This window comes from Paenibacillus sp. p3-SID867, from assembly GCF_025142895.1.
Lineage (GTDB): Bacteria > Bacillota > Bacilli > Paenibacillales > Paenibacillaceae > Paenibacillus_AQ.
Genome location: NZ_JAMBDM010000033.1, coordinates 1 through 24,353, shown reverse-complemented (window position 1 = coordinate 24,353; position 24,353 = coordinate 1). Strand labels below are relative to the sequence as shown.

Annotated in this window: 14 protein-coding genes and 1 riboswitch; all 14 genes read left to right on the top strand. The window is 51.3% G+C overall.

Features of this window, described 5'->3' with window-relative positions; translation table 11 throughout:
- The first annotated feature begins 26 nt into the window (after window positions 1-26).
- On the top strand, window positions 27-860 hold the full coding sequence (locus M4D81_RS32925; protein ID WP_100540217.1) for a carbohydrate ABC transporter permease: 834 nt from the start codon (window positions 27-29) through the stop codon (window positions 858-860).
- A gap of 189 nt (window positions 861-1,049) precedes the next feature.
- Window positions 1,050-2,597 carry a helix-turn-helix domain-containing protein gene (locus tag M4D81_RS32920; protein ID WP_260069459.1) on the top strand — a complete coding sequence of 516 codons (1,548 nt, stop codon included), beginning with the start codon at window positions 1,050-1,052 and terminating at the stop codon, window positions 2,595-2,597.
- A gap of 17 nt (window positions 2,598-2,614) precedes the next feature.
- Window positions 2,615-4,459, top strand: a complete 1,845-nt coding sequence (locus tag M4D81_RS32915; protein WP_260069458.1) for a sensor histidine kinase — start codon at window positions 2,615-2,617, stop codon at window positions 4,457-4,459.
- Window positions 4,431-5,963 (top strand): response regulator transcription factor, encoded by a 1,533-nt coding sequence (locus tag M4D81_RS32910; protein ID WP_260069457.1) that lies wholly within the window; start codon window positions 4,431-4,433, stop codon window positions 5,961-5,963. The genes M4D81_RS32915 and M4D81_RS32910 overlap by 29 nt, the downstream gene beginning before the upstream one ends.
- Window positions 5,964-6,089: 126 nt before the next feature.
- Window positions 6,090-7,793: an extracellular solute-binding protein gene (locus M4D81_RS32905; protein ID WP_260069456.1), complete on the top strand. Its 1,704-nt coding sequence runs from the start codon at window positions 6,090-6,092 to the stop codon at window positions 7,791-7,793.
- 86 nt (window positions 7,794-7,879) lie between these two features.
- Window positions 7,880-8,839: an ABC transporter permease gene (locus M4D81_RS32900; protein WP_260069455.1), complete on the top strand. Its 960-nt coding sequence runs from the start codon at window positions 7,880-7,882 to the stop codon at window positions 8,837-8,839.
- On the top strand, window positions 8,839-9,798 hold the full coding sequence (locus tag M4D81_RS32895; protein WP_007127858.1) for a carbohydrate ABC transporter permease: 960 nt from the start codon (window positions 8,839-8,841) through the stop codon (window positions 9,796-9,798). The genes M4D81_RS32900 and M4D81_RS32895 overlap by 1 nt, the downstream gene beginning before the upstream one ends.
- A 57-nt stretch (window positions 9,799-9,855) precedes the next feature.
- Window positions 9,856-14,295, top strand: coding sequence for an endo-1,4-beta-xylanase (locus M4D81_RS32890; protein WP_260069454.1), 4,440 nt, complete (start codon window positions 9,856-9,858; stop codon window positions 14,293-14,295).
- 276 nt (window positions 14,296-14,571) lie between these two features.
- Window positions 14,572-15,579: an AAA family ATPase gene (locus M4D81_RS32885; RefSeq protein ID WP_260069453.1), complete on the top strand. Its 1,008-nt coding sequence runs from the start codon at window positions 14,572-14,574 to the stop codon at window positions 15,577-15,579.
- Window positions 15,576-16,874: a DUF58 domain-containing protein gene (locus tag M4D81_RS32880; protein WP_260069452.1), complete on the top strand. Its 1,299-nt coding sequence runs from the start codon at window positions 15,576-15,578 to the stop codon at window positions 16,872-16,874. Before M4D81_RS32885 ends, M4D81_RS32880 begins: the two co-directional genes overlap by 4 nt.
- The gene (locus M4D81_RS32875) at window positions 16,846-19,170 is read left to right on the top strand and encodes a transglutaminase TgpA family protein (protein WP_260069451.1); all 2,325 of its coding nucleotides are present in this window, start codon (window positions 16,846-16,848) and stop codon (window positions 19,168-19,170) included. The genes M4D81_RS32880 and M4D81_RS32875 overlap by 29 nt, the downstream gene beginning before the upstream one ends.
- A gap of 78 nt (window positions 19,171-19,248) precedes the next feature.
- Window positions 19,249-20,787, top strand: a complete 1,539-nt coding sequence (gene guaA, locus M4D81_RS32870) for a glutamine-hydrolyzing GMP synthase (protein ID WP_071220839.1) — start codon at window positions 19,249-19,251, stop codon at window positions 20,785-20,787.
- Window positions 20,788-21,022: 235 nt separating this feature from the next.
- Window positions 21,023-21,961, top strand: a complete 939-nt coding sequence (locus M4D81_RS32865) for an NADP-dependent oxidoreductase (RefSeq protein ID WP_260069450.1) — start codon at window positions 21,023-21,025, stop codon at window positions 21,959-21,961.
- A 346-nt stretch (window positions 21,962-22,307) separates the two neighbouring features.
- A riboswitch (purine riboswitch) is annotated at window positions 22,308-22,406 on the top strand.
- 214 nt (window positions 22,407-22,620) lie between these two features.
- Entirely contained in the window at window positions 22,621-23,991 is a 1,371-nt protein-coding gene (locus M4D81_RS32860; RefSeq protein ID WP_071220837.1) for an NCS2 family permease, read from the top strand.
- Window positions 23,992-24,353: the final 362 nt, after the last annotated feature.

Sequence of the window (24,353 nt, the reverse complement as noted above, 5' to 3'; positions counted from 1 at the left end):
GAACCTTTAGGAAGGAGGGAAAATGAATGATACATCGGGGATTGAGGATGTCCACCGTGGTGCTGCATATCGTGCTGATCCTAGGCGCCTGCATGATGGCCCTGCCGTTTGTGTGGATGGTGCTGAGCTCGCTCAAGGATTTGTCGCAAGTATTCGTCGTGCCGCCCAAGTGGATTCCGGACCCGTTCATCTGGTCCAATTATAAGGATTCGCTGACTGCGCTGCCGTTCGGGCGCGCGTATTTCAACAGCTTCTACATCAATATAATCGTCGTGGTTTCACAGCTGGTTACCTGCTCTATGGCAGCTTATGCTTTTGCCAAAATCACATTCCCGTTCCGGGAGCCGCTGTTCATTCTGTTTCTGGCAACCATGATGGTGCCGGGACAAGTGACCATTATTCCGCTTTATTTGATCATGAAAAATATCGGATGGCTGGATACGCATCTGGCGATTATCGTCCCTTCTGCGCTGCTGAACGCCTTCGGGGTGTTTCTGCTCCGGCAATTCTTCAGAGGCATTCCGAAGGAAATGGAAGAGGCCGCCATCGTCGACGGCGCGAATCGCTGGACGATCTACGCCCGCATCATGCTTCCTCTAATCAAACCGGCTTTATCGGCACTCGGGATTTTTACCTTTCTCGGGATGTGGAACAACTTCTTTAACCCGCTGATATTTCTCAGCAGCACGGATAAGTTTACCGTGCCGATGATGCTGAATTTGTACCGGGGCATGTATTCAACGGATTGGACACTGATGATGGCGGGGGCCTCCATTGCGCTCGTCCCGGTTCTCATCGTGTATATCATCGGGCAGAAATATATTATTGAAGGCGTTACTTTATCCGGAATTAAGGGGTAGGCGAGCTTAAGCAGCCCGTAAGCGGAGTTCTTGTATAGGAACCCCGCTTACGGGTTATTTGTGTTCTGATCAGGATACCAATATAAAAGCAGAGGAGCTGCAGTATATTCTCACAGATATACTAGTATGGTAGTATAAGGTAAAATGAGTACGCTTACATCTGACATATCATGAAGGGGGACGAGGGTATTGTTCAATGTACTTCTGGTGGACGATGAACCATGGGTTCTGGAAGGACTTCGAACCATGATCGATTGGAACCGGTTTGGATTTCAAATATGCGGAGAAGCTCTGAGCGCTCCGGAAGCGCTAAAGTTAATGGAACAGTTGAAGCCCGAGCTGGTGATGACGGATATCCACATGCCAGTCCTGAACGGCCTGGAATTGATTGAGCACAGCAAACGGATACTGCCTCTCCCTCCGAAATTCGTTATTTTGAGCGGATATGATGATTTTGGGTACGCGCATCAAGCCATGCGCCAACGGGTCGCCGAGTATTTGCTGAAGCCGATTGATGACGAGGAGATCGAGGCTGTGCTTGCCAAGCTCAGCCATGAGATCCAGGACGAACTAGACGCTGAACGCAGCTACCGGAAGAAAGCGGGCCTTGCCGTCCATTATTTGTTGAACCGGCTCATTCGTGACGAGTTGAGCCCTGATTTGGCCGAGCAAGCCAGCAAAGCGATGCAAATCCAGGGTGAGCCGCTGCTGCAGTGCCTATTGATTGAAATAGGGATTACTGAAACGGGAGTGGATTGGATCGAATGGATGGCCGATTACGGGCCCCCGAGCTTACTGGGATGCTTCCAGGACAATAGCGGGAGCATCGGAGTGGTGCTGCATGTCGAGCATTCGACTCCGGATGAGGTCATGGAGACTGCGCTGCAGTTGCAGTCTGCTCTGGCCCGGGAGCTTGAAGGGCCGGTTATCGTGGCGTTAAGCGGCACAGGGGAGGGAATCCAGGCGATCGGAAAGCTTTACAGGCAAAGCGCGGAGGTGCGCGACGATAAGCGAAGCCAAGGCCGAAGCGGCGTGTTTTGTTGCCAAGAACCGAGAGGAGCCGAGCGGCTCCGGGGACTTCCCTGCGGATGGATGGACAAATTGCTTTCCATGATTATGGCGGGGGAGCATGCGTCCATCGAGTCATGCTTGGCGCGGATTTTTGCGGCCATGCCCGATCATCTCCTCCACCTGAGGGCTTTTCAAGCCGATGTGGCCGATCTGGAATTGAAGCTGTGTCGAAGAATCGCGGAAATGAATGGAGATCCGGATCTATTCATGAACCGGCTGCAAAGGAAGCTTGGTCATCTGAGTGATGCTTGCCATAAAGCGCCGTTGAAGAATTATATGCGGTTGCTCGCGTTTGAGGCCGCTTCGCAGCTGGAAGAGTTAAGCAAGCTTAACGAGCACAACACCATTTTTCAAGTGATTCAGTATGTCGACCGGGAGTACCGGAGCAGGCTTCAGCTTCAGGATTTGGCACGACATTTCCATATGAACGCCACCTATTTGGGGCAGCTGTTCAAGAAGCATGCTGGCAAGCCGTTCAAGGAATACCTGAATGACAAGCGGATCGAGGAGGCCAAGCTGCTGCTGAAACGGAGCGGAATGAAGGTTTCCGAGATTGCGCTCCATGTCGGGTTCCCGAACGCGGACTATTTTATCCATAAGTTTAAGTTGACAACCGGGATTCTGCCCTCGAATTACAAGAATCATGTTGAAAGCAAGCAGCGCTAAACCGGGAGGGTGCCTTCATGAAGAGGATGTTCAGGCTGGGGAATTTCGTCAACGATATTCCGTTGAAAACTAAATTTTTTCTTATTTTTGTCATTGGTGTACTGCTGCCTATTCTGGTGGTCAACCTCATCTTTATGGATCGGATGTCGGAGCTGATCCGGGAGAGAGAGGAGCAGAACCTCGATATCTCGATGGAGCGGGCTAGGAAGGATATTCATAATTTCATCGACGGCGGGGTGGCTGTAAGTCATGCGCTGAGTACGGATAAGACCCTTTACGAAATGCTCGATCGCGAGTATGAGTCCCAGCTGGACTTCTACGAAACCTTTGATGAGCAGCTCCGGAATCGGGTAACGAGCTACATACCGGTTAACAACCAGATTCAGCGGATTAGCATCTTCACCGAAAATTCCACCATTGTGTCCGGCGGCAATTATCATGTGATCAACGATAATGTGCTCGAGAGCGACTGGTATGCGTTGTGGAAGAGCTCGGCCCATCCGGTGCTGGTGGCGGCATACAGGGCTACGGAGGCAAGCAATTCGGCTTCGACGGTTCCGTATTTAAGCGTCATTGAGAAGATGGATTATTTTGATAGCTATTCCACTTATGAGAAGCTGCTTCGCATCGACATCGACCTGAGCAAGATCTATGACGTTATTGTACGGGAACGCGATTATCTGGATATGTATTTGGTGAACGAGAACAATGAGATTATTATGTCGGCCAGCAGCGGTTATGAAAGAGGGAAGTACAGCGCATATTCGAAGCTTGACCTGGAGCAATACGACGAAGAGGATCGGCATGTGTTCTCGATCGGAACGGCCAGGTACGTGAAGGGGTGGAAGCTGATCGGCATCAACCGGGGGAGTCGTATTACGAGCGCCATGCTGGATATGCAGCTGTTTACCGTTGTATTGGCAGCGGTTGTTACGCTGGTTGCGGCGGTCTTTATTACCGTTATGCTCCGGTCCTACAATTACCGGGTGAAGCGTTTGTCCCGTCATATGCAGAAGGTGAGCAACGAGAAATTCGACTTGATTGAACTGGACGAAGGCCGGGACGAAATCGGCGGACTCATCCGGAATTTCAATCAGATGACAGCGAAGATGAACTCCCTGATCAACAATGTGTACAAGCTGGAGATTCAGAAGAAAAGCCTGGAGATGGAGCGGGTTCGGGCTGAATTGAACTTTTTGCAGAGCCAGATGAATCCCCATTTCCTGTTCAATACCCTGAATGCGATATTGGTGGTCTGCACGAAGAATCGATACACGGATGTGACGGATATTATCAAAAGCTTGTCCAAGCTGCTTCGCAGACTCCTGAGCTGGAGAGAGGATTTGGTCTCCGTGGAGGAGGAAATCAGATTTATCGAAATGTATCTCAAAATCGAAAAATTCCGCTTTCGGGATAAATTCGAATATCAATTCAACATCGATTTGGAAGCGCTTCATTATAAAATTCCGAAAATGAGCATTCAGCCGCTCGTTGAGAATGCATGCAAATATGGCCTGCAGGCGATGGATGGAGCGGGTCTGGTGACCATAAGCGCTTCGGTTGCCCGTGATTATCTTCGCATCGTCATTACGGATAGCGGTAAGGGCATTGAGCAAAGCAAGCTACGGGACATTATTCTCTCGGTTCGCAACGAGCAGTTCTCGGGCAACAGCTTCGGCATTCGAAACGTATATCGGCGGCTGGAGCTGTACTACGACGATCATGTCATTTTCAACATTGCCAGCACCCCGAATCAAGGGACAACCGTTTCATTCGAGATTCCGATCCGGCTGTTGGAGTCCCGGGAGCATGAAGGCGGAGAGGGGGAGAACCATGCCTTTCAAAGTGCTGTTGATCGATGACGAACCGGGTGCGCTGGAAGGGCTGGCGCTGTGGATCGATTGGGAACGCTTGGGGTTTAGCGTCTGCGGAACCGCGGGCAACGGAGTGGAAGGCTTGAAGATGATTCATGGGCTTGCGCCGGATTTGGTCATTACCGATGTAAACATGCCGCTAATGGACGGGCTTCATATGATTGAAACCTGGCAGCAGCATCACCGGGATAGCGGTGTGAAATTTGCCATCATGAGCGGCTACAGTGAATTTGAATATGCAAGGAAGGCATTGCGGCACGGCATCCATCACTACATGCTGAAGCCTATTATTGCAGAGGAAGCCGAGGAGGAGCTCGGCAAGATTCATGCTGAGCTGATGCAGGAGCATCGCAGATTAAGCCTGAGCGCGATTGCTAAGAGGGAAGAGGATGTTTCGCTGATCATGCAAACGCTCTTGGAGATGCCGCTTAGGGCTAGCAGCCTGTCGAGGCTTCAGGTTTTATCCTCCGCCCATCAAGAGTGGAACGTATGTCTGATCCAAGCGGAGTCTGCCTTGTTTCCTGACGTCAAGGAAACCGTCGCCCGCTTGTCAGCCCACGCGAATTCGGAGTATGTCATCGATCTGGAATCGAACCGGCTTGGTTTGGTGAACGGTTATTCCCCTGACAACGGGAGCGTACCCTCAGGCACGATCCGCGAGCTGGTCCGCCATTATGCAGGACAGCGGCTGTTTATGGCTGTAGGAGAAGGCCAGCAGTCTCTGGTGCATATCCGTCGCTGCTACGAAACCGCCAAGGAAGCCATCGAGCATCAATTTTACGATCCGGCGTACGGCGGGATGATTTCATATGAAGAGGTACGGGATCGGCCGTTTCATTATCGTTACCCCACGAACCTGATGGATGATGTAATCAGGTCCGTGGAACTCCTCGACAAGAAGGGATACCGCGAGGCTGCCGGATTGGCTGCGTCCAGGTTTGCGGAGCAGCGAATCGCGCCGGGGATCGTGAAGAAAATGGTGATCCATGTTTTGTATAAAATCATGGATTTGGTGAGGGAGGCGGAAGGTGCGGAAGCTCGAATCCTGGCAGCGAAATCCAATGCAGCTGGATTAACGGACGGAATCTTCCATCTAAACGACTTGATGGGAGAGCTGCTGCGCTTCGGGGAAGAGTGCATCGAGCTTCTTCTCAAGGAGCAGGCCCGGCATTCGCAAGGCATAATCCAGGAGATTAACGATTATATTCGGCAGCACTACCGGGAGAATCTGACCATTAAGCGATTGGCGGAGCTTTTTTATCTGCATCCCGTCTATCTCGGCCAGCTGCTGATGCGTAAGAATGGGATTGGCTTCAACGAACTCATACATAATTTGCGGATTGAGGAAGCGGCCGCGCTGTTGAAGCAGAACAAGCTAAAGAACAGCGAAATCGCCGAAAGGGTCGGCTACACCCACTACAACCAATTCCTTAAGCATTTCGAAAAAAGATGGGGCATGGCACCGAATGAGTTCAAGAAGAGGATGTTCTAAAGTTTTTAAGGTTAATGCTTTAATTATAGTATAGTCCGCCTTTGAAAGCGCTTTTAAAATAAAGGAAGGTTACATGAAGGGGCGTATCGACCAACGATGTAACCACATTATGACGGAGGTGCTTTTATGGGGGGTAAGACAAAATCATGGCTTCGGCTCAGCACGGTGTTGCTGTTGTCGCTTTGCATCGTGCTTACGGGCTGCGGGGGCGGAAACGGGAATAGCGGGGCCCAGCCGGAAGCAAAGGACTCCGCAGAACAAACAACACCCGGGACGGACGGGGATAAGATCGAACCATTTGAGGTGAGTGTTTTTATCGGTCAGCCCGACCAGCAACCAACACCTGACAACAAGATTTATAAATTAATCAGGGAAAAGACAGGAGCATCCTTCAAATTCGAGTTCCTGGCAGGCGATATTGACCAGAAGCTCGGCGTTATGATTGCAGGCGGCGATTATCCTGACATGATGACAGCGAATCAAAAGCTGACAGCTGCCGGTGCCTTTATCCCGCTCGAGGATTTGATTGAAGAACATGCGCCAAACTTGAAGAAGCATTATGAGAAGTACTGGAACATGATGAAAGACCCGAATGACGGTCATATTTACAATCTTCCAAACTACGGTGTAACGAATGCGGACGTTAGCTCGTCTTGGTATTCGGGCCCGGCTTTCTGGATTCAGAAGGACGTGTTGGCAGAGGCGGGATATCCAGAGGTTAAAACCTTGGATCAATATTTTGACTTGATTAAACAATACAAGGAAAAGCATCCGAACATCGACGGTACGCCGACGATCGGCTTTGAAATTCTGAACTATGACTGGAAAAACTGGGGGCTGTTCAATGCTCCTCAGCATTTGATCGGTCATCCGAACGATGGCGGTGTGGTCGTTAAAGATGGCAAGGCGGAAATTTTTGCCGATAAGGACTATGCCAAACGCTATTATAAAAAGCTGAACGAGATGAATGCCCTGGGCATCATCGACAAAGAAACGTTCACTCAAAACTTCGACCAGTATATGGCGAAAATCTCCAGCGGCGCAGTTCTTGGTATGTTTGACCAGCACTGGAACTTCCAAAGCGCAGAAAACGCGCTGATTACCCAGAAGAAAGATGAAAGAACATATGTTGGTCTTCCGCTTGTATTTGATGAAGGCATCCGGGATCATTACAAAGATCGTCCGGCTCTGAACCTCAATAACGGATTCGGGATTACGGTCAATGCATCCGAAGAGCAGGCTATCAGAATTATTAAACTATTGGATACGCTGATTCAAGAAGATTGGCAAAAAATCTTGGCCTGGGGGATCGAAGGGGAAGATTACATCGTCAAAGATGGCCGATTCATGAAAACGCAAGAGCAGCGCGATCAGTTTACCGATGCAACCTGGAAGCTCGCGAATAAAGCCGATTCCTTCTACGGCCAAGCCCCAAAAATGGAAGGTTTATTCTCGGACGGCAACGCTACAGATGCGGCTGCCCAGCCTGAAGAAATTCTGGCAGGCATGAAAGAGTATGACAAGAACTTCCTCGCCCAATATGGATTCAACAGCTATGTCGACTTCTTCAGTCCGGCTCCCGAGAACGACATCGCTTACCCGGCATGGTCTGTCGACCTGGTAGACGGATCTGAAGCGAAAATCGTGAATACGAAGCAAAATGAGTTGTCCACGAAGTACTTACCAAAAGCCATTCTTGCTAAACCGGAAGAATTCGACAGCGTCTGGGATGAGTACGTCACTGATATCCGCAAGCTCAACATCAAGGCTTATGAAGATCGGATTAATGAAGTGCTGCAATGGAGAAGAGACACTTGGTCTGTTAAGTAAGGCAACGGAAGGTACATGAATCGGAAACGGGAAGGCTTCATGCCTTCCTTGTTTACGAAATATGGGGTTTTGGGGAGAACAAACTTATGGAAGAGACCTTTGTCAAAGACTCTGCCGTCCGGAAGCCTAAGACAAACAAGAAAATCACCTGGGCCGTACTCAAAGAACAGAGACAGTTGATCTATATGTCGGTGCCTCTGATGGCTTACATCATCTTGTTTGCCTACGTTCCTATTTGGGGATGGACCATGGCTTTCCAGGACTACAAGCCGGCTAGAGACTTTAGTGAACAGACGTGGGTAGGATTTAAACATTTTGAATTTCTTTTTAAGGATGAAAGTTTCCTGCAAGTGCTTCGCAATACGCTCGCAATGAGTGTTATCAATATGATTCTCGGCTTTACGACTGCAATTATCCTTGCATTGTTACTGAATGAAATCAAGAAAGTATTTTGGAAAAGAACCGTACAGACGATCTCCTATCTTCCGCACTTTCTATCCTGGATCATCGTAACCGGGATTGTGGCGACGAGCTTGGCTTCGGACGGAATCATCAATGATGTCCTTATGAAGCTGCATCTCATCAAGGAGCCGATCCAATGGCTCAGTGAAGGCAAATACTTCTGGGGAATCGTCGGAGCGTCGCATGTTTGGAAAGAAGTCGGCTGGAATACGATTATATATTTGGCTGCGATGGCATCCATCGACCCGGCGCTTTATGAGGCTGCCGATATGGACGGGGCAAGCCGCTATCGGAAAATGTTCCATGTTACTTTGCCGGGCATTAAGCCAACGATCATTATTCTGTTGATCATGCAGGTCGGTCACATTCTGGAAGCAGGCTTCGAGGTTCAATACTTGCTGGGCAACGGTCTTGTTGTCGACTGGTCGCAAACGATTGACATTTTCGTGCTGAAGTACGGGCTTGCCCAAGGCAATTACTCATTAGCAACGGCTGCCGGTATATTTAAAACGGTCGTTAGTGTGACGCTGTTATTGATTGCAAACGGAGTCGCGAAACGGCTAGGGGAAGAGAGGCTGCTATAATGGCAAATCAAACAATCAGCCCTGGGCCAGCAACTGCTGCCGCAGCGCCTAAATCCGTCAGAAAAAAAAGAGTAGAGCCGATCCTTTTTAATACATTCAATACCTTGTTTATGATTGGTCTTGTCGTTGTCACATTATATCCGTTTCTGAACACGATCGTCGTTTCCCTGAATGCGGGGAATGATACGATCCGGGGCGGAATCTATCTCTGGCCGAGGGAATTTACCTGGCAGAACTACAAGGCGGTATTTGCTTCGGGAACGATATATGACGCGTTCTGGATTTCCGTGGCACGAACGGTGCTTTCAACGTTGCTGAATCTGGTCTTGACCACGATGCTGGCGTATACGCTGAGCCGTCGGGAATATGTATTCCGCAAGCCGATTACATTGATCTTTATTCTGACGATGTACTTTAACGCAGGCTTGATTCCTGGATATTTTCTGATGAAGGACTTGCACCTGCTGAATTCGTTCTGGGTATATGTGATCCCGTCGATGATCAGCGCATTCAATATGATCGTTATCCGGACGTATATCGGAACGATTCCGGAAAGCTTGGTCGAATCGGCAAGAATTGACGGAGCCGGAGATTTTAAAATCTTCATCCGGATCATCTTCCCGCTGTGTAAGCCGGTGCTGGCAACCATTGCGCTGTTCGTGGCCGTGGGGGCTTGGAACTCCTGGTTCGATGCATTCATCTATACCTCCTCCCGCCAAGAGCTGAGCACTTTGCAGTATGAGCTGATGAAGCTGCTGTCATCCAGTATGAACGCGAACAGCAACCCGGCAGTGGCTGCAGGAGCCGGGATGACGCAGGACGCTGCGGTGAACATGGTAACGCCGATTTCGATTCGCGCTGCCGTAACGGTCGTGGCATCGGTTCCGATTCTGCTGGTTTATCCGTTCATGCAGAAATATTTCGTAGTCGGATTGAACGTGGGCAGCGTCAAGGAATAATCCAGGTTTCGCTATATGACAGACCATAAATGCAACTAATGAGGAGGCAAGCATTTCGTGTCTAAGAGAACAATCATTAGGAGGATCAGCCTGATGCTGATCGCGTCCCTGCTGCTCATTCCGCCCAGCCGGAGCGCAGCGGCGGTTGATCCGGCTCAAACGCCCGCTGATCAGGATCTTGTGATTCACCAGCATTTCGATGGCGGGACGGAGGGGTGGTTCAAACGGGGGACGGAGACGGTGACCTCGGCTACCTATGCATATGAAGGGACGGGGAGCCTGCTGACGGAGGGAAGGACGGCGAACTGGAACGGCCCGGGGTTTAATCTATCCGCCACGAATCGTCTGGACAAGGGGGCTACCTATGAAATTTCCGCTTATGTCCATCTGAAGGAAGGCACCCCAGGGTCTCAAAAGCTTCAGCTTGCGATCCAGCAAACGGGAGCCGAGCCGGAATATGTGAACTTCAGCAGCCCGGTCGATGTAACCGCCGACGGATGGGTGGAGGTAAAAGGCCGTTATAAATACGATGCTAATGCTTCGGCCCTGCAGGTGTATTTGCAGAGCCCGAGCAGTCCGGACGCCGCTTATTATATGGACGAATTCAAAGTCCGGCTGATTGAGCCGGCAACGGACCCGGGCGGTGGGACGCCGGGAGAGCATACGGTCGTATGGGATTTTGAAGACGGAACGACGATGGATTGGGGACCACGCGATTCGGAGACTCTAGAAGTTTTACCAGAAGCAGCCCATAGCGGCGGCTACGGCTTAAAGATCCATGAGCGGTCGAACAGCTGGAACGGGCCCAGCCAAGACGTTAAAGACATCATGGTGAGCCAAAAAACGTATACGATCTCAGCCTATGCGAGGCTTGAGCAGGCACCTGCCGCTCCGGTCAAAATATCCCTTTCGATGGAGAACAAAGCAGCGGGCGCAGCAGAAACGTCCTATACGACCGTTGCCTCAGCCTCCGCGAGCGGCACGGAGTGGGTGGAGCTGAAGGGAACCTTCGGCTTCAGTTCGGATATGGAAACTTTGAAGCTGTATGTGGAAACCTCGGATCTTTCCAATTTCTATGTCGATGACATTAAGCTCGCACTGCCGGGCTCGATTCAGACGGATATTCCCGCGCTGAAGGATGTGTATGCGGATTATTTTGAGATTGGGGCAGCCGTGGAGCCCAAGCATCTGTCCGGCGTGCACAAGGAGCTTCTGGATTACCATTACAACTCGCTTGTTGCCGAGAACGTGATGAAGCCGGAATCTCTCAGTCCGAGAGAGGGAACCTATAGCTTTACCAACGCGGATCTCATCAGGGATTATGCCAGGGATCATGGCATGAACCTTCGGTTCCATACGCTGCTGTGGCATCAGCAAGGAGCCGAATGGATGCTGAAGGATGATCAGGGCCAATATCTCGAAGCCACGCCGGAGAATAAAGCGCTCGTCCTTCAGAGACTGGAAGCTTATATTCACGAAGTGGTCGGCCGCTACAAGGGAGATGCCCGCGATTGGGACGTCGTGAACGAGGTCATTGACGAAGGGCGTCCGGACGGCATGCGGGACAGCCAGTGGTACCGGATAACGGGACTCGACTATATCCGGACCGCCTTTCATGCGGCACGAGATGCAGCCGGACCCGAGGCCAAGCTCTACATCAACGATTACAGCACGCACAACCCGAAGAAACGCGATTATTTGCTGAATCTTGTAAAACAGCTAAAGGCGGAAGGCGTTCCAATCGATGGCGTCGGCCATCAAACGCACATCAATATCAGCGGGCCGTCCATCCAGCAAATCTCGGATTCCATCCGGATGTTCGGCGAGGCCGGCTTTGATAATCAGCTCACCGAGCTGGACGTTTCGGTGTACACGAACAATACCGACACCTACCAGACCGTTCCCCAGGAATTGCTCGACAAGCAAGGCTATCGGTACAAAGAGCTGTTTGAAGAATTGAAGCGGCTGGATCAAATGGGCGCCGATGCAGGTGTGGAAGGGGGCTGGATCAGTAATGTCACCCTTTGGGGGATCGCAGACGACCATACCTGGCTGCATGACCGTCCCGCGGGTACGGGACGACAGGATGCCCCGTTTCCTTTTGACAAGCAGTATCAGGCCAAGCCAGCCTATTGGGGGATGGTCGATCCTTCCAGGCTAACGATAGTGAGAAAGACCGGAACGGCCGTGGAGGGGAAGGCGGTTATTGACGGACAGCCGGATTTCGCCTGGAATCTGGTTCCGTCATTTAAGACGGAGCAGCTTGGCTCGATATCTGCCGAATTTAAGACGCTATGGGACAGGGACCATGTCTACGTCAAGGTTGACGTGTCGGACGGCTCGATATCTCCCGGAGATCAGGCCGAAATATTCGCTGTAGTGAACGGTGCTGTGCAAAAAGCCGAGATTCAGCGTGGAGCCGCCAATACGGTCGAGACCGCTGCAGGTTACGCAGGGGAAGCCCTCCTCCAGTTAAACGGAGCAGGAGCGCTTGGCGGCGAGATTTATTTCGATGTCCGAGTAACGGATTCCGGTTCGGATGACGGCTCTGAGCATGGCAAGAACGGAGCGGTGGTGTCCTGGAGCGATCCAAGGCATGCCCAGGACAGCGATCAGGAGGGACTCGGCATTCTAACGCTCTCTGCTGCGCCGAAATCGGCCCAGGCCGGCTATGGCACCCCAACGGTAGACGGCGAACTCGACGGCATCTGGAAGGATGCCGGGGAACTGGCAACCGACGTGTGGGTCGAGGGAAACAGCGGCGCGACCGCCACATTCCGGACGCTATGGGATGAGAATCACCTGTACGTTTATGCCATCATTAACGACAGCTTGCTATCGGATGCGAGTCCCAACGTATGGGAGCAGGATTCGGTAGAGATTTTTGTGGATCAGAATAATGGAAAGACGGATGTTTACCAAGAAGATGATGGACAGTACCGGATGAACTTCAACAATGCGCGTTCCTTCGGCGGTCATGCGGGCGAGGATAATTTCGTTTCCGCTGCGAAGGTTATCGAGGGCGGATATGTCGTTGAAGCAGCGATCCGCTTGGATAAGATCAAACCTGAGAAAGGGACGGTGATCGGGTTCGATTTTCAGGTGAACAACGATGAAGACGGCCAAGGTACAAGAGACAGTGTGGCCATATGGTCGGATCCGACCGGCCAATCCTATCAGAACACGACCCGATTCGGCGTGCTGGAATTTACGAATAGCTCCGCTCCCGGTGGAGGAAATGGAGACGGCGGAGAACATAGTGGGGGCGGTAACGGCGGTAACGGTGGAAGCGGCGGAACTGCGGGCGGTGGCGGAAGCAGTCCGAGTCCAGCACCAAGTACGTCTTCACTCGAAATCCGGAACCATGACGGGCGGATTATAGTTGGAGTCTCGAGCCGAGTGCTTCAGCAGGCAATGGAAAAGGCTGTGGCTGGAACTACCGGAACGAAGCGGGCGCTTGTTAACGTTCCGGCGCAGAAAGGAGCCCAGTCCTATGACATTCTGCTGCCGGGTAAGTGGCTGCTGGAGAATCCGCAGGCAGTTCTCCTAGTCCAAACGGAGTTCGGTACGCTGGAAATGCCAAGCGTGTTGATTCAGGGGACCGGTGTAACGGATACGGAAACCGTAACGCTGCGTCTGGAGAAATCATCGGGCGGCAATCTGGATGCGGCCCTTCGCGAGGAGATCGGCGATCGTCCGGTGTTCCGGGCAGAGGTTCTTGCTGGCGAGCGGGCTTTGTCCTGGAAACAGGGCAAGCATCGTCTCATCTGGTCGATGCCTTATTCCCCCACCGAGGAAGAGCTTGCACGGCCGAATCATATCATGGTTTGGCATATCGACTCTAACGGACGCGGGGTTCCGCTTTCCAGTAGCCGGTATAACTCCGCAGATGGGATCGTTCGTGCTGCGCTGCCGCATGGCGGCACGTTTGCAGTCGTTTCCGCATTCAAGACGTTTCATGACCTGAAGCATGTGCCGTGGGCGATCGATGCAATCGAAACGATGGCATCTCGAGGGATCATTCAAGGTGAGACTGAAACAAGTTTCAATCCGTTGAACCCGATTACTCGAGCCGAATTCCTCGTTATGCTCGTACGCGCGTTGGAGCTGGAAGGCTCGGGCGAAGGCCGGGCAGCGTTCGGAGATGTTTTGCCTTCGGCATATTATTACGAAGACTTGCAGATCGCCGCAGAGCTTGGGCTCGTTCAAGGTGTCGGAGGAACCCGTTTCTTGCCGGACACGCCAATGAAACGCCAGGACATGATGGTAACGACGCAACGTGCTCTGGAGGCAGCCGGCAAGAAGCTGGAAGGACAGAGGTCACTGGATTCTTTTGCTGATGGGGATCAGGTCGCCGAGTATGCTAAATCGAGTGCAGCAGCGCTTGCAGGTTCGGACATCGTGAACGGAATGAACGGCAAAATCGAGCCGAAAGCATACTTTACGCGTGCTCAGGCGGCTGTGATCCTTGACCGGATCTGGACTTGGAATGATTAAGGCTGTGAATCGTTAATACGATGATCGGACTTGAACGATGAAAGCCTGAATGAAAATTATGAATGAGTTTGGAGGCCAGCCGTGAGTAACGGGCTGGCCTTTTTTGTGTAGATGCCGATTAGGCCAGGCGGACCGTACGCTATAAATCATGCAGGACAGGCCAATGCTTTTCTAGTAAATGACGTCTATCTTCTTGCTTTCTTGGAAAACCTATTCATAGATTCAAGATTCCAAGTTACCGCTATCTAATAATCTATGAATATAGGTTGGGGGTTGATGTTCTTGTTTAGTTCATCCGTTCATGCTGAAGAAGCGAACCACCCGGAGTGGGCACCCGAGCTTCTGGGGAGGGTTACCAAACGGATCGGGAGTGTCATTGTCGGACATGAGGAGCAAATCTCGTTAACGATGATTGCCTTGCTGGCCGGAGGACATGTGCTGCTGGAGGATGTGCCGGGAGTCGGGAAGACCATGCTGGTGAAGTCGGTGGCCGCTTTAATCGGCTGCGATTTCAGCCGCATTCAGTTTACGTATGATTTGATGCCAGGGGATATTACAGGGGCGTCGGTCTATTATCCGCATACGGGAGAATTCGTATTCAGGCCAGGACCCGTGATGTCCAATATTGTGTTGGCCGATGAGATCAACCGGGCATCGCCGCGGGCGCAATCCGCGCTGCTGGAGGCGATGGAAGAGGAGCGCGTCACCGTGGACGGCCATACGTATCCGCTGCCTGCCCCGTTCTTCCTGCTGGCAACGCAAAATCCGTACGAATATGAAGGCACAAGCCGCCTGCCGGAGGCGCAGCTGGACCGCTTTTTGATGAGATTATCGCTGGGATATCCCAATATGGAGGGTGAATTGGAGCTGCTGGAGCGGGGGATGGGCAGTTCCAGACTGGACGACCTGAAGCCCCTCATGATGGGATCCGAACTCATACGAATGCAGCAGATGGTTTCCCGTGTATTTGTGGATGACACCATAAAACGTTATATGGTCAGTGTGGCCGATGCATCCCGAAAACAGCAAGATGTGTCCTTAGGGATTAGTCCGAGAGGGACATTGGCGTGGCTCCGCGCTTCACAGGCGGCCGCCTTTTTGACAGGACGAATGTATGTCATCCCTGATGACTGCCTGCGCGTTGCCGTTCCTGTGCTCACCCACCGGATTCATCTGTCTCATGAGGCACGCGCTGCCGGCATAACTCCTTATGAAATGGTGGAGTCCATCATTACGAGGTTTGATCTGCCGCGCCAGCGAAGCCGGAAGGGGAATCCGTCATGAAACGCCGTCTGCTGGAATGGTCGAGAGGAGTGGCCATCTGGTCCGTTTCTTTGGGTCTTTATGTTTGGTTAGGAGGTGAATCGCTGCGTCTTGTATGGTGGGCAAGCACCATTCTGTTGCTTGGCGGAGCTTTGACGAGTTTGCTGGGCCCAACACGAATCACCATTTCGCATACAAGCTCCCCTTCATGCTTACAGGCGGGAGATTCTGCTCAGTTGACGGTTCAAGTAACCTATCGTTCTCCTCTACCCGTGCCGTGGCTTATCATAACCGACCGGATCGGCATCAGGGAATACCGTAAGCTGCTGTTCCCCGGCATGAAGCGAAGGCTCGAGTATACCTACAGACTGAACCAGGTTCCCCGCGGAGTCTGGTCTTCGATCTATAGCGAGGTGGAATGGGGCGATATGTTCGGCTGGTTCAGAACAAGCCGGAGCGTGCAAAGCGATAACAGCGGCATAATTGTGCTGCCAAGACCCGCCGAGTGGCCGGAGGCCCAAGTGCCCATGCATGGAAGCGATATGGACTTCGAAGATGAACGGGTACGCTTCCATGTTTGGAATGAAATGAGAGGATCGGGCGTGCGCGACTATGTTCCTGGTGATCCCATGAACCGGATTCATTGGAAGAATTCCGCGAAGCTGGGACGCCTGCAATCCTTCATGCCGCATGAGGGGTATGGATCAAGGCAGGGGGTTGTGCTGGATACATCGCTCCAAGGGTATGCAGGTCTTGGCGCCTTGAAACCGGAGGATGCATTTGAAGACGCGGTATCTGCGGCAGCAGGATTTGTATCCCGGCTCATCCGCTACAAAGTTCCCTATCAACTATATATCGATGGGGCTGGGATAGAGGATCGGCGAAACGAATACAAGGACGTGTTCAAGGGGCAGCAGGACACGTTAGTTCCGTTTGCCTCCGTTCAGCTAACCGGGAACGGTCCTGTAAGGGACCGAAGCTTCGAGAAGTCTCTTTCTCCCTCGCAAAAGAATAAGGATTGGGCGATTATTACGGGCGTTTTTCATGAGGGAGCGGCTGTCGCAGCAATCCACCTGCTGAATGAGGGCAGCAGAAAGGTTACCATCTTCTGTACGCAAAGTGTAACGCGTTTGAAATCGGCTGGCAACTCAGGCTTAGAAGTGAGTCCATTAGAGAATCAGGCGTTGCCTGAGTGGGCAGGGGAGTTTTTCAACAAAGGCGGAAGGCTGGTTTACTTGCATGAAAAGTGGACAGAGAGGAAGCCAATGAAGATAGGAGGTGCCGACCATGAGCGGACCGGGAAGCTCGCCCGTTAGGGATGGAGGCCATCGTAAGGCCGGAATATCCGGAGCCTGGAATGTACCCTCTATTTTCGTTTCCCGATTGACGCACGGAACACTTCTTCATCGTATATTGATTACGCTGCCGGTTATGGGACTGCTGTCAGAGTGGCTATTGCCGCTTCGGGATGCAGGTGACATGGGCAGCCATCTTATGCTGCAAACCTTATTCATCTGGGCTTTATTCTTGCTGCTCCAAGGATTGTTTACGCTGCGGGGCTGGGTATGGCTGCCGCTGAACGCCGTTCTGGTGGTCTGGCTGTGTGCCCGGTTGTTTGAATATAACCATCCGCTGGCATGGCTGTCCGATTATGCTTCGGAGACACTTCCGGGGGACGTTTCGGCATTCGGAAATGCGTGGGAGTTTACTGCCTTAAGCCAGGAGACGAGAACGATCATCCTGCTTGTCGGCTGGGCAATCATGGTATCCGCGGTCCATATGCTGGCTTTGTATCGCCGAACCGTGTGGCTGTTTGGCGGCTCGACGCTGGTTTATTTGGCGGTGCTGGAATCGGCCATGGAAGAAAGCATCTATGGCGATATGCTGCGTGCGGTGCTGTACATTTTGCTGGCCCAGGGCATGATGTTGATCCTAAAGCTGAAGCAGGAAACTGTGGAGGGAACCTCTTTTGAATTGGACATCCCTGAGCCTGTTCGATCCGGCCGCTTGTCCGGGCTGCCTGTGCTTCGCTGGAGTCTGGTGGTGCTGCTTGCTTCCGGTCTGATCGCCGGTATTACCCGAGTGGGAGGAGCTATTAGCGAGCCGTCGGCCGGTGTGGGATTAACGGTGTCCGAAATGGCGGCACGTCTGACGGGATGGGGAGACCTTGTCTGGGGAAACAGGGAACCGTCGATTCCTGCCTCCCAGGTTGCCGGATATGCTTCCCAAGGAAAAGATTTGGGAGGTCCGTTAACGCTGAGTGATGCGTTGTATTTTACCGCGCAGTCGCCTGAACCGACTTATTGGCGAGGAGACACGTATAATCGGTATGATGGGCGGAAGTGGGAGGCGGATCCTTCAATCCGCAAACCCGTGAAGCTGTCCGAGGACCTGAGCGGCATCCTGCCCTATTGGGAGCGTCCTTCCGGGGACAAGCTTGTTCAGACACTGACTTTTGAACAAGATACTCCGATCCAGTCCGTGCTGTCAGGAGGCATTATTACCAGCGTAAAGGAGATCCATTTCTCCAAAGAGAGAGGTACACCGAGGCTCGCCGTTGACAGGCTGTCCGAAACGGTATCCTTGCAGGGCGAAAGGGCGGTATCCGGTTATACCATAGAAACTTTATATAGTCAGCCTGATGAGCAATCGCTTCGCAGTGCGACTAACAACGATCCCGAATATATGAAGGAAATGTATCTGCAGCTTCCCGAGCAACTGCCCCTCAGGGTGAGCGATTTAGCAAGGGAGATCACATGGGACGCTGAGAACAGGTATGAAAAGGTGAAAGCTATCGAATCCTATTTGGAGCAGAACTATACCTATTCCCTGCAAACGTCCGTGCCTCCGGAAGGCAGGGATTTTACCGATTATTTTTTGTTTGATACGAAGGAAGGATACTGCGTTCATTTTGCTACGACGATGACCGTGCTGCTTCGATCCGAAGGCATCCCGGCACGCTACGTGACCGGATTTGCACCGGGTGAGCGGGTGGCAGGTACGGTTGACCGTTATGAGGTAGCCCAAAAGAATGCGCATGCATGGGTTGAGGTTTTTTTTCCGGGACAAGGCTGGGTGCTGTTCGATCCGACCCCGGGCTTTAGCATCGAGCAGATGTCCACGCCTCCACTGGTTGGTGATTCCGGTTCTGCCGGGCTTAAGTACTGGAACAGCCTGTGGAACTCCATGATTTACGGAGCCGTTAAAGTACTCTTTCTGATAACCGCCATCGGTCCTGTGATGTTTGGGGGCGTGCTACTATTAGTTCTTCCCATCCTGGTGGCGGTTGTTTATCAGATTCCGACCGTGCGCCAAAGTTTGGCCTTTCTGAGGATGGCCAGAACGATAGCGGTAAGCGGGCGGGAGGGACTCGTATCGATTTCGGTATGGGTTTGGGACAAGCTCCAGCGAAGGTTTGGAGATTTGGAAAAAGGGCAGACCATGCGTCAATACGTCAATGCCTTGTCGATTGCCGATGCCGAATTCAGGGCGGAGCTGGAGCAGTTTGCGCAGCGCTGGGAGCGGGCGGCATTCGATGACGAACCGTGGTCCCGTACCGAAAAAGTACTCTTTTTACGCCAATGTATTCGAATTGTCAAAAAACTGGCATGAAAACAAAAGCCCCTCTTTCTTGACGGTATGAATTAGGGTTGCGTATAATTAATTTCATTAATCAAGGGAGGCCCGGTAATGAATAAGCCTAATGAAATCATCGTCGTTTTAGACTTCGGTGGACAGTACAACCAACTTATAGCACGACGCATTCGCGATCTCGGCGTTTATAGTGAGCTTCTGCCATACAACACGTCCGCTCAGAAAATTAAAGAACTTTCCCCGCGCGGCATTGTTTTCTCAGGAGGTCCTTCCAGCGTGTATTCCGAGAATGCACCGCATGTGGACCCCGCCATTTATGACCTGGGACTGCCGATCTTCGGCATTTGCTACGGCATGCAGCTGATGGCTCAACAGCTGGACGGAAAAGTAGAACGTGCTTCGAAACGTGAATACGGCAAAGCCGAATTGGAGTTTGCTCCGAACTCGACGCTTGTCAAAGGGATTGAGCAAAAACAAACGGTATGGATGAGTCATGGTGATCACGTGGTATCGCTGCCTTCCGGCTTTAAGCTGGATGCAGGAACGGAATCCGCTCCGATCGCCGCAATGAGTAACGAGGATAAGAAGCTGTACGCCGTGCAGTTCCATCCGGAAGTTCGTCACTCCGTCCATGGCAATGAAATGATCAAGAATTTCTTGTATGAAGTGTGCGAATGCGAAGGCAACTGGAGCATGGAGACTTTTATCGAGGACCAGGTCCGTGAAATCCGTGAAGTCGTTGGCGAGCAAAAAGTGCTGTGCGCGCTGAGCGGCGGCGTGGATTCCTCCGTTGTGGCCATGCTGATCCACAAGGCAATCGGCGATCAGCTGACATGCATGTTCATCGATCATGGACTGCTGCGTAAGGGCGAAGCTGAGAGCGTTATGGAAACCTTCGTCGGCAAGTTTGATATGAAGGTCGTTAAGATTGACGCTCAGGAACGTTTCATGTCCAAGCTGAAAGGCGTAGACGATCCGGAGAAAAAACGGAAAATCATCGGCAACGAGTTCATCTACGTATTCGATGAGGAGTCCAGCAAGTTTGATGATTTTGCATTCTTGGCTCAAGGCACGCTGTATACCGATATCGTGGAGAGCGGTACGGACACGGCGCATACGATCAAATCCCACCACAATGTCGGCGGGCTTCCAGAAGACATGAAATTCACGCTGATCGAGCCGTTGAAAGCTCTCTTTAAGGATGAGGTTCGTAAAGTCGGCGAGGAGCTGGGCTTACCGGATGAGATCGTTCACCGTCAGCCTTTCCCTGGCCCAGGTCTTGCGATCCGCGTACTGGGTGAAGTAACGGAGGACAAGCTGCAAATCGTTCGTGATTCCGACTACATCCTGCGTGAAGAGATCGCGAAAGCGGGATTGGATCGCGAGATCTGGCAGTATTTCACGGCGCTTCCGAACATGAAGAGTGTCGGCGTCATGGGTGATGCACGTACGTATTCCTACACCGTAGGCATCCGTGCCGTAACCTCCATTGACGGCATGACAGCGGACTGGGCACGTATCCCATGGGATGTGCTGGAGAAAATCTCCGTTCGTATCGTGAACGAAGTCGAGAACGTCAACCGTATCGTGTATGACGTGACTTCCAAACCGCCAGCAACGATCGAGTGGGAATAGTTTTTATACAGCTGTACTAAACCCAAAAACCTTCAAATCCACACCTGTGGAATTGAAGGTTTTTTTATGTGTGCTTGTACGACCAAAACCGTTCTCCTCTGGACGGGTAAATGCCATTGGTTTTATTGCATGCATCTTTTGTGAATTAAGATAAATAATACGTTAGGGTGCAAAAGTCAGGTGCGAGCGTTAAGGGAGGCTGAACCAAGACCTAAACCCGTGAGGAGGAAAAAGAATGAAAGCTATCGTCATTGATCGTTATGGGGGCAAGGAAGAACTACAGGAAAGAGAAGTACCTACCCCTTCACCGGAAGCGCATCAGGTCTTAGTTAAGGTGGCCGCCACCTCGATAAATCCAATAGACTGGAAGCTCCGTGAAGGCTATTTAAAACAAATGATGGATTGGGAGTTTCCGATTATTTTGGGCTGGGATGTTGCCGGGACGATTTCGGAAATTGGGGACGAGGTAACGGATTGGAAGGTGGGAGACGAAGTGTTTGCCCGTCCGGAAACGACCCGTTTTGGCACATATGCCGAATATACTTTGGTGGATGATCACCTGCTGGCGCGTAAGCCTGCTGCTATCTCATGGGAGGAAGCCGCATCCGTTCCGCTCGCAGGACTGACGGCTTGGCAGGCGCTGTTTACACATGGTGAACTGACCCATGGAGAGAAGGTATTGATTCACGCAGGCGCAGGTGGCGTTGGCATGTTCGCAATCCAGTTTGCCAAACAAGCGGGCGCCTATGTGATTACGACAGCCAGTGAGCGTAATCATGAGCTGCTGGCTTCACTCGGAGCTGACCAGATTATTGATTATCGGACGACCCCTTTTGAAGATGTTTTATCGGATGTGGATGTCGTGTTCGATACGATGGGCGGTGACGTTCAGAAGAACAGCTTTAAAGTGCTGAAGAAACATACCGGGCGAATCATATCCATTGTCAGCGATTTTGATGAAGAGTTGGTAAGACAATACGACGTAACCGCCAAAAATATATGGCTGGATCCCAATGGTCAGCAGCTTCAGGAAATAGCCGCCCTGTTGGAGCAAAAAAAAGTAAGATCCATAGTTGGAGCTACGTTTCCTTTTTCGCAAAAAGGGCTCTCCGATGCCCACGCATTAAGTGAGACCCACCATGCTGTCGGTAAAATAGCTATAAGTTTCTCCTAAGGAGCACAGTGACCCCTGTTTCATCCTGCGTGTGGAAACCATCCGGTTTCAATCGCGTCTGCTGTCATCGAGTGAAATGAGAGGGCTAGGTGGGGATCGTAAGGACAGCTAAGATTTGAAAATTGAAATCGAATGTACCTCGCGAGCGGATTTGAGTGGTTATGTGCACATTGTCCCCTGTTCCGGGGGTGTATTTTGTCGTATGTAGTTCGGTTGTCCTAGAATGAATAGGTTGTGGAATATCAAATCCCGAACGTTTCTTTAAATTGACAAGTGCAATATTCGTTTTTGTTATTGACAAGGTTGGGCTTCTCGTCCTAGAATATGTGTAGAAACTGACATGACAACTACAAATAACGAGCTTTTTCGTATAATCCCGGGAATGGGCCCGGGAGTCTCTACAGGTCACCGTAATGATCTCGCTACGAAAAGAAGAGCGGCAATATAATGATGCGGACTCGTCCAGCATTCGAGATATCGGCCAGCAAGATGGAGCAGCGTTCCATTAAGCAGCAGCCGGTTATTCGATAAGGATGCTGCCCTGCAGCATGCGAATGATTGTTTTGCGGCTCTTTTTTCAAGCGACGGCCCTGGGGATTTATCCTTAGGGTCTTTTTTGTATGTTGCCGGTCATTAATTTTAAGGGGGATATCTCTACAATGGAGCGTTTCTTTAAACTAAAGGAACACGGAACAAATGTAAGAACCGAGATTATCGCAGGCTTGACGACCTTTATGACCATGGCTTACATCCTGCTGGTCAACAATCTGTTCCTGGGACCTGATGGCGCAGGTATTCCGCAGGAAGGCGTATTTTTCGCTACTGCAGTAGGTGCCGGTCTCGTGACGATGGCCATGGGCTTCTTCGTTAACATTCCGGTTGCGTTGGCACCAGGTATGGGTTTGAACGCGTATTTCATGACGGTTGTATTAAGCTCGAACGGTGCGATTACTTGGCAGGCCGCACTCGGTGCAGTATTCATCTCGGGTATTGTCTTCATCATTCTCACGGTAACCAAAGTCCGCCAAATGCTGCTGACTGCAGTTCCGAACAACTTAAAGATTGCTATTACCGTCGGTATCGGCTTGTTCATTACCATCGTAGGTCTTAAGCTGGGCAACATTGTGACGGCTTCCATTAACCCGGGAACGGATATTACTCATCCGGTACCAGGCGGTGCCTTCAATCTTGGCCTTGGGAATTTCGTTGAGAACAAGGATACGCTGCTTGCGATCATCGGGCTGTTCCTGATCGCCATCCTGATGGTCCTGAAACTGAAAGGCGCTCTGCTTATTGGTATCGTGCTCACGACGCTGATTGGTATTCCGATGGGAGTAACCGATCTGTCAGGTCTAAGCACTGCAAGCTGGATTCCTTCATTTGATAATCTGGCTGTCGGACAGATGGACTTGAAGGGCGCGCTTGGCATTGGTCTTATCGAAGTTATTTTCATCTTTACATTCGTTGAACTATTCGATACGTTCGGTACATTGGTTGGTACCGCAGGTCGTGCGGGACTCCTCAAGAACAAAGAGGAAGGCGAGAAGAAGCTTGGTAAAGCGATGCTCGTGGATGCCGGCGGCGTAAGCGCAGGCGCATTCCTTGGAACAAGTACGATCACAGCTTTCGTAGAAAGTACTTCGGGTGTCGCCGAGGGTGGACGTACAGGCTTGACCGCTGTTACTACTGGCGTACTCTTTATACTGGCATTGTTCTTGGCTCCGATTGCTCTGGTTGTTCCTTCGGCTGCTACCGCGCCGGCACTCGTAATTGTCGGTGTGCTGATGATGAGTCAGGTTCGGGATATCGAGTGGGATGATTTCATGCAGGCATTCCCGGCATTCTTGACCATCATCCTGATGCCATTCACTGGCGGTATCGCTAACGGCATCTCTGCTGGTATCATTGCTTATGTCATCCTTGCAGTATTCGGCAAGTTGATCGGACGCACAGATACTAAGGTGCATTGGCTGATGTGGATCTTGTTTGTGATCATCCTGATCCGATACGCTTTCCTCGGTGCCGAGTAGTTTCGGAATACTACTATATAAATGAATAAATAAGTGAAGGCTTCGGGTTCTATCCGGAGCCTTCACTTTTTATGTCTGCCAATGCAGGTATGGGTAATTGCTAAAATAACAGGATGTTGGGGAAGCTAGGGTTAAGTTAGTCATATTATTATAGAAAGGTTCTGTCACCGAGTAGACGTGTCATCAAGAGCATTCTATTAGATAGAGAGCATTCTATGAAAAAACTTTTAAAAAAGACTTGCATTCAGGATCTGCACATGGTATATTATATTTCCGGCCAAGAAATACGGTCGAAACAAACGCTTGGGACAACAAGCCAAAATGAATTTGAAAAATTAAATTCAAAAAAAGCTTGCAATGAT

What these genes read in the sequence shown, in the direction of transcription:
- M4D81_RS32925 (WP_100540217.1), top strand. Translation starts at nt 27, where the DNA reads ATGATACATCGGGGATTGAGGATGTCCACCGTGGTGCTGCATATCGTG.
- M4D81_RS32915 (WP_260069458.1), top strand. Translation starts at nt 2,615, where the DNA reads ATGAAGAGGATGTTCAGGCTGGGGAATTTCGTCAACGATATTCCGTTG.
- M4D81_RS32910 (WP_260069457.1), top strand. Translation starts at nt 4,431, where the DNA reads ATGCCTTTCAAAGTGCTGTTGATCGATGACGAACCGGGTGCGCTGGAA.
- M4D81_RS32905 (WP_260069456.1), top strand. Translation starts at nt 6,090, where the DNA reads ATGGGGGGTAAGACAAAATCATGGCTTCGGCTCAGCACGGTGTTGCTG.
- M4D81_RS32900 (WP_260069455.1), top strand. Translation starts at nt 7,880, where the DNA reads ATGGAAGAGACCTTTGTCAAAGACTCTGCCGTCCGGAAGCCTAAGACA.
- M4D81_RS32895 (WP_007127858.1), top strand. Translation starts at nt 8,839, where the DNA reads ATGGCAAATCAAACAATCAGCCCTGGGCCAGCAACTGCTGCCGCAGCG.
- M4D81_RS32885 (WP_260069453.1), top strand. Translation starts at nt 14,572, where the DNA reads ATGTTCTTGTTTAGTTCATCCGTTCATGCTGAAGAAGCGAACCACCCG.
- M4D81_RS32880 (WP_260069452.1), top strand. Translation starts at nt 15,576, where the DNA reads ATGAAACGCCGTCTGCTGGAATGGTCGAGAGGAGTGGCCATCTGGTCC.
- M4D81_RS32875 (WP_260069451.1), top strand. Translation starts at nt 16,846, where the DNA reads ATGAGCGGACCGGGAAGCTCGCCCGTTAGGGATGGAGGCCATCGTAAG.
- guaA (WP_071220839.1), top strand. Translation starts at nt 19,249, where the DNA reads ATGAATAAGCCTAATGAAATCATCGTCGTTTTAGACTTCGGTGGACAG.
- M4D81_RS32865 (WP_260069450.1), top strand. Translation starts at nt 21,023, where the DNA reads ATGAAAGCTATCGTCATTGATCGTTATGGGGGCAAGGAAGAACTACAG.
- M4D81_RS32860 (WP_071220837.1), top strand. Translation starts at nt 22,621, where the DNA reads ATGGAGCGTTTCTTTAAACTAAAGGAACACGGAACAAATGTAAGAACC.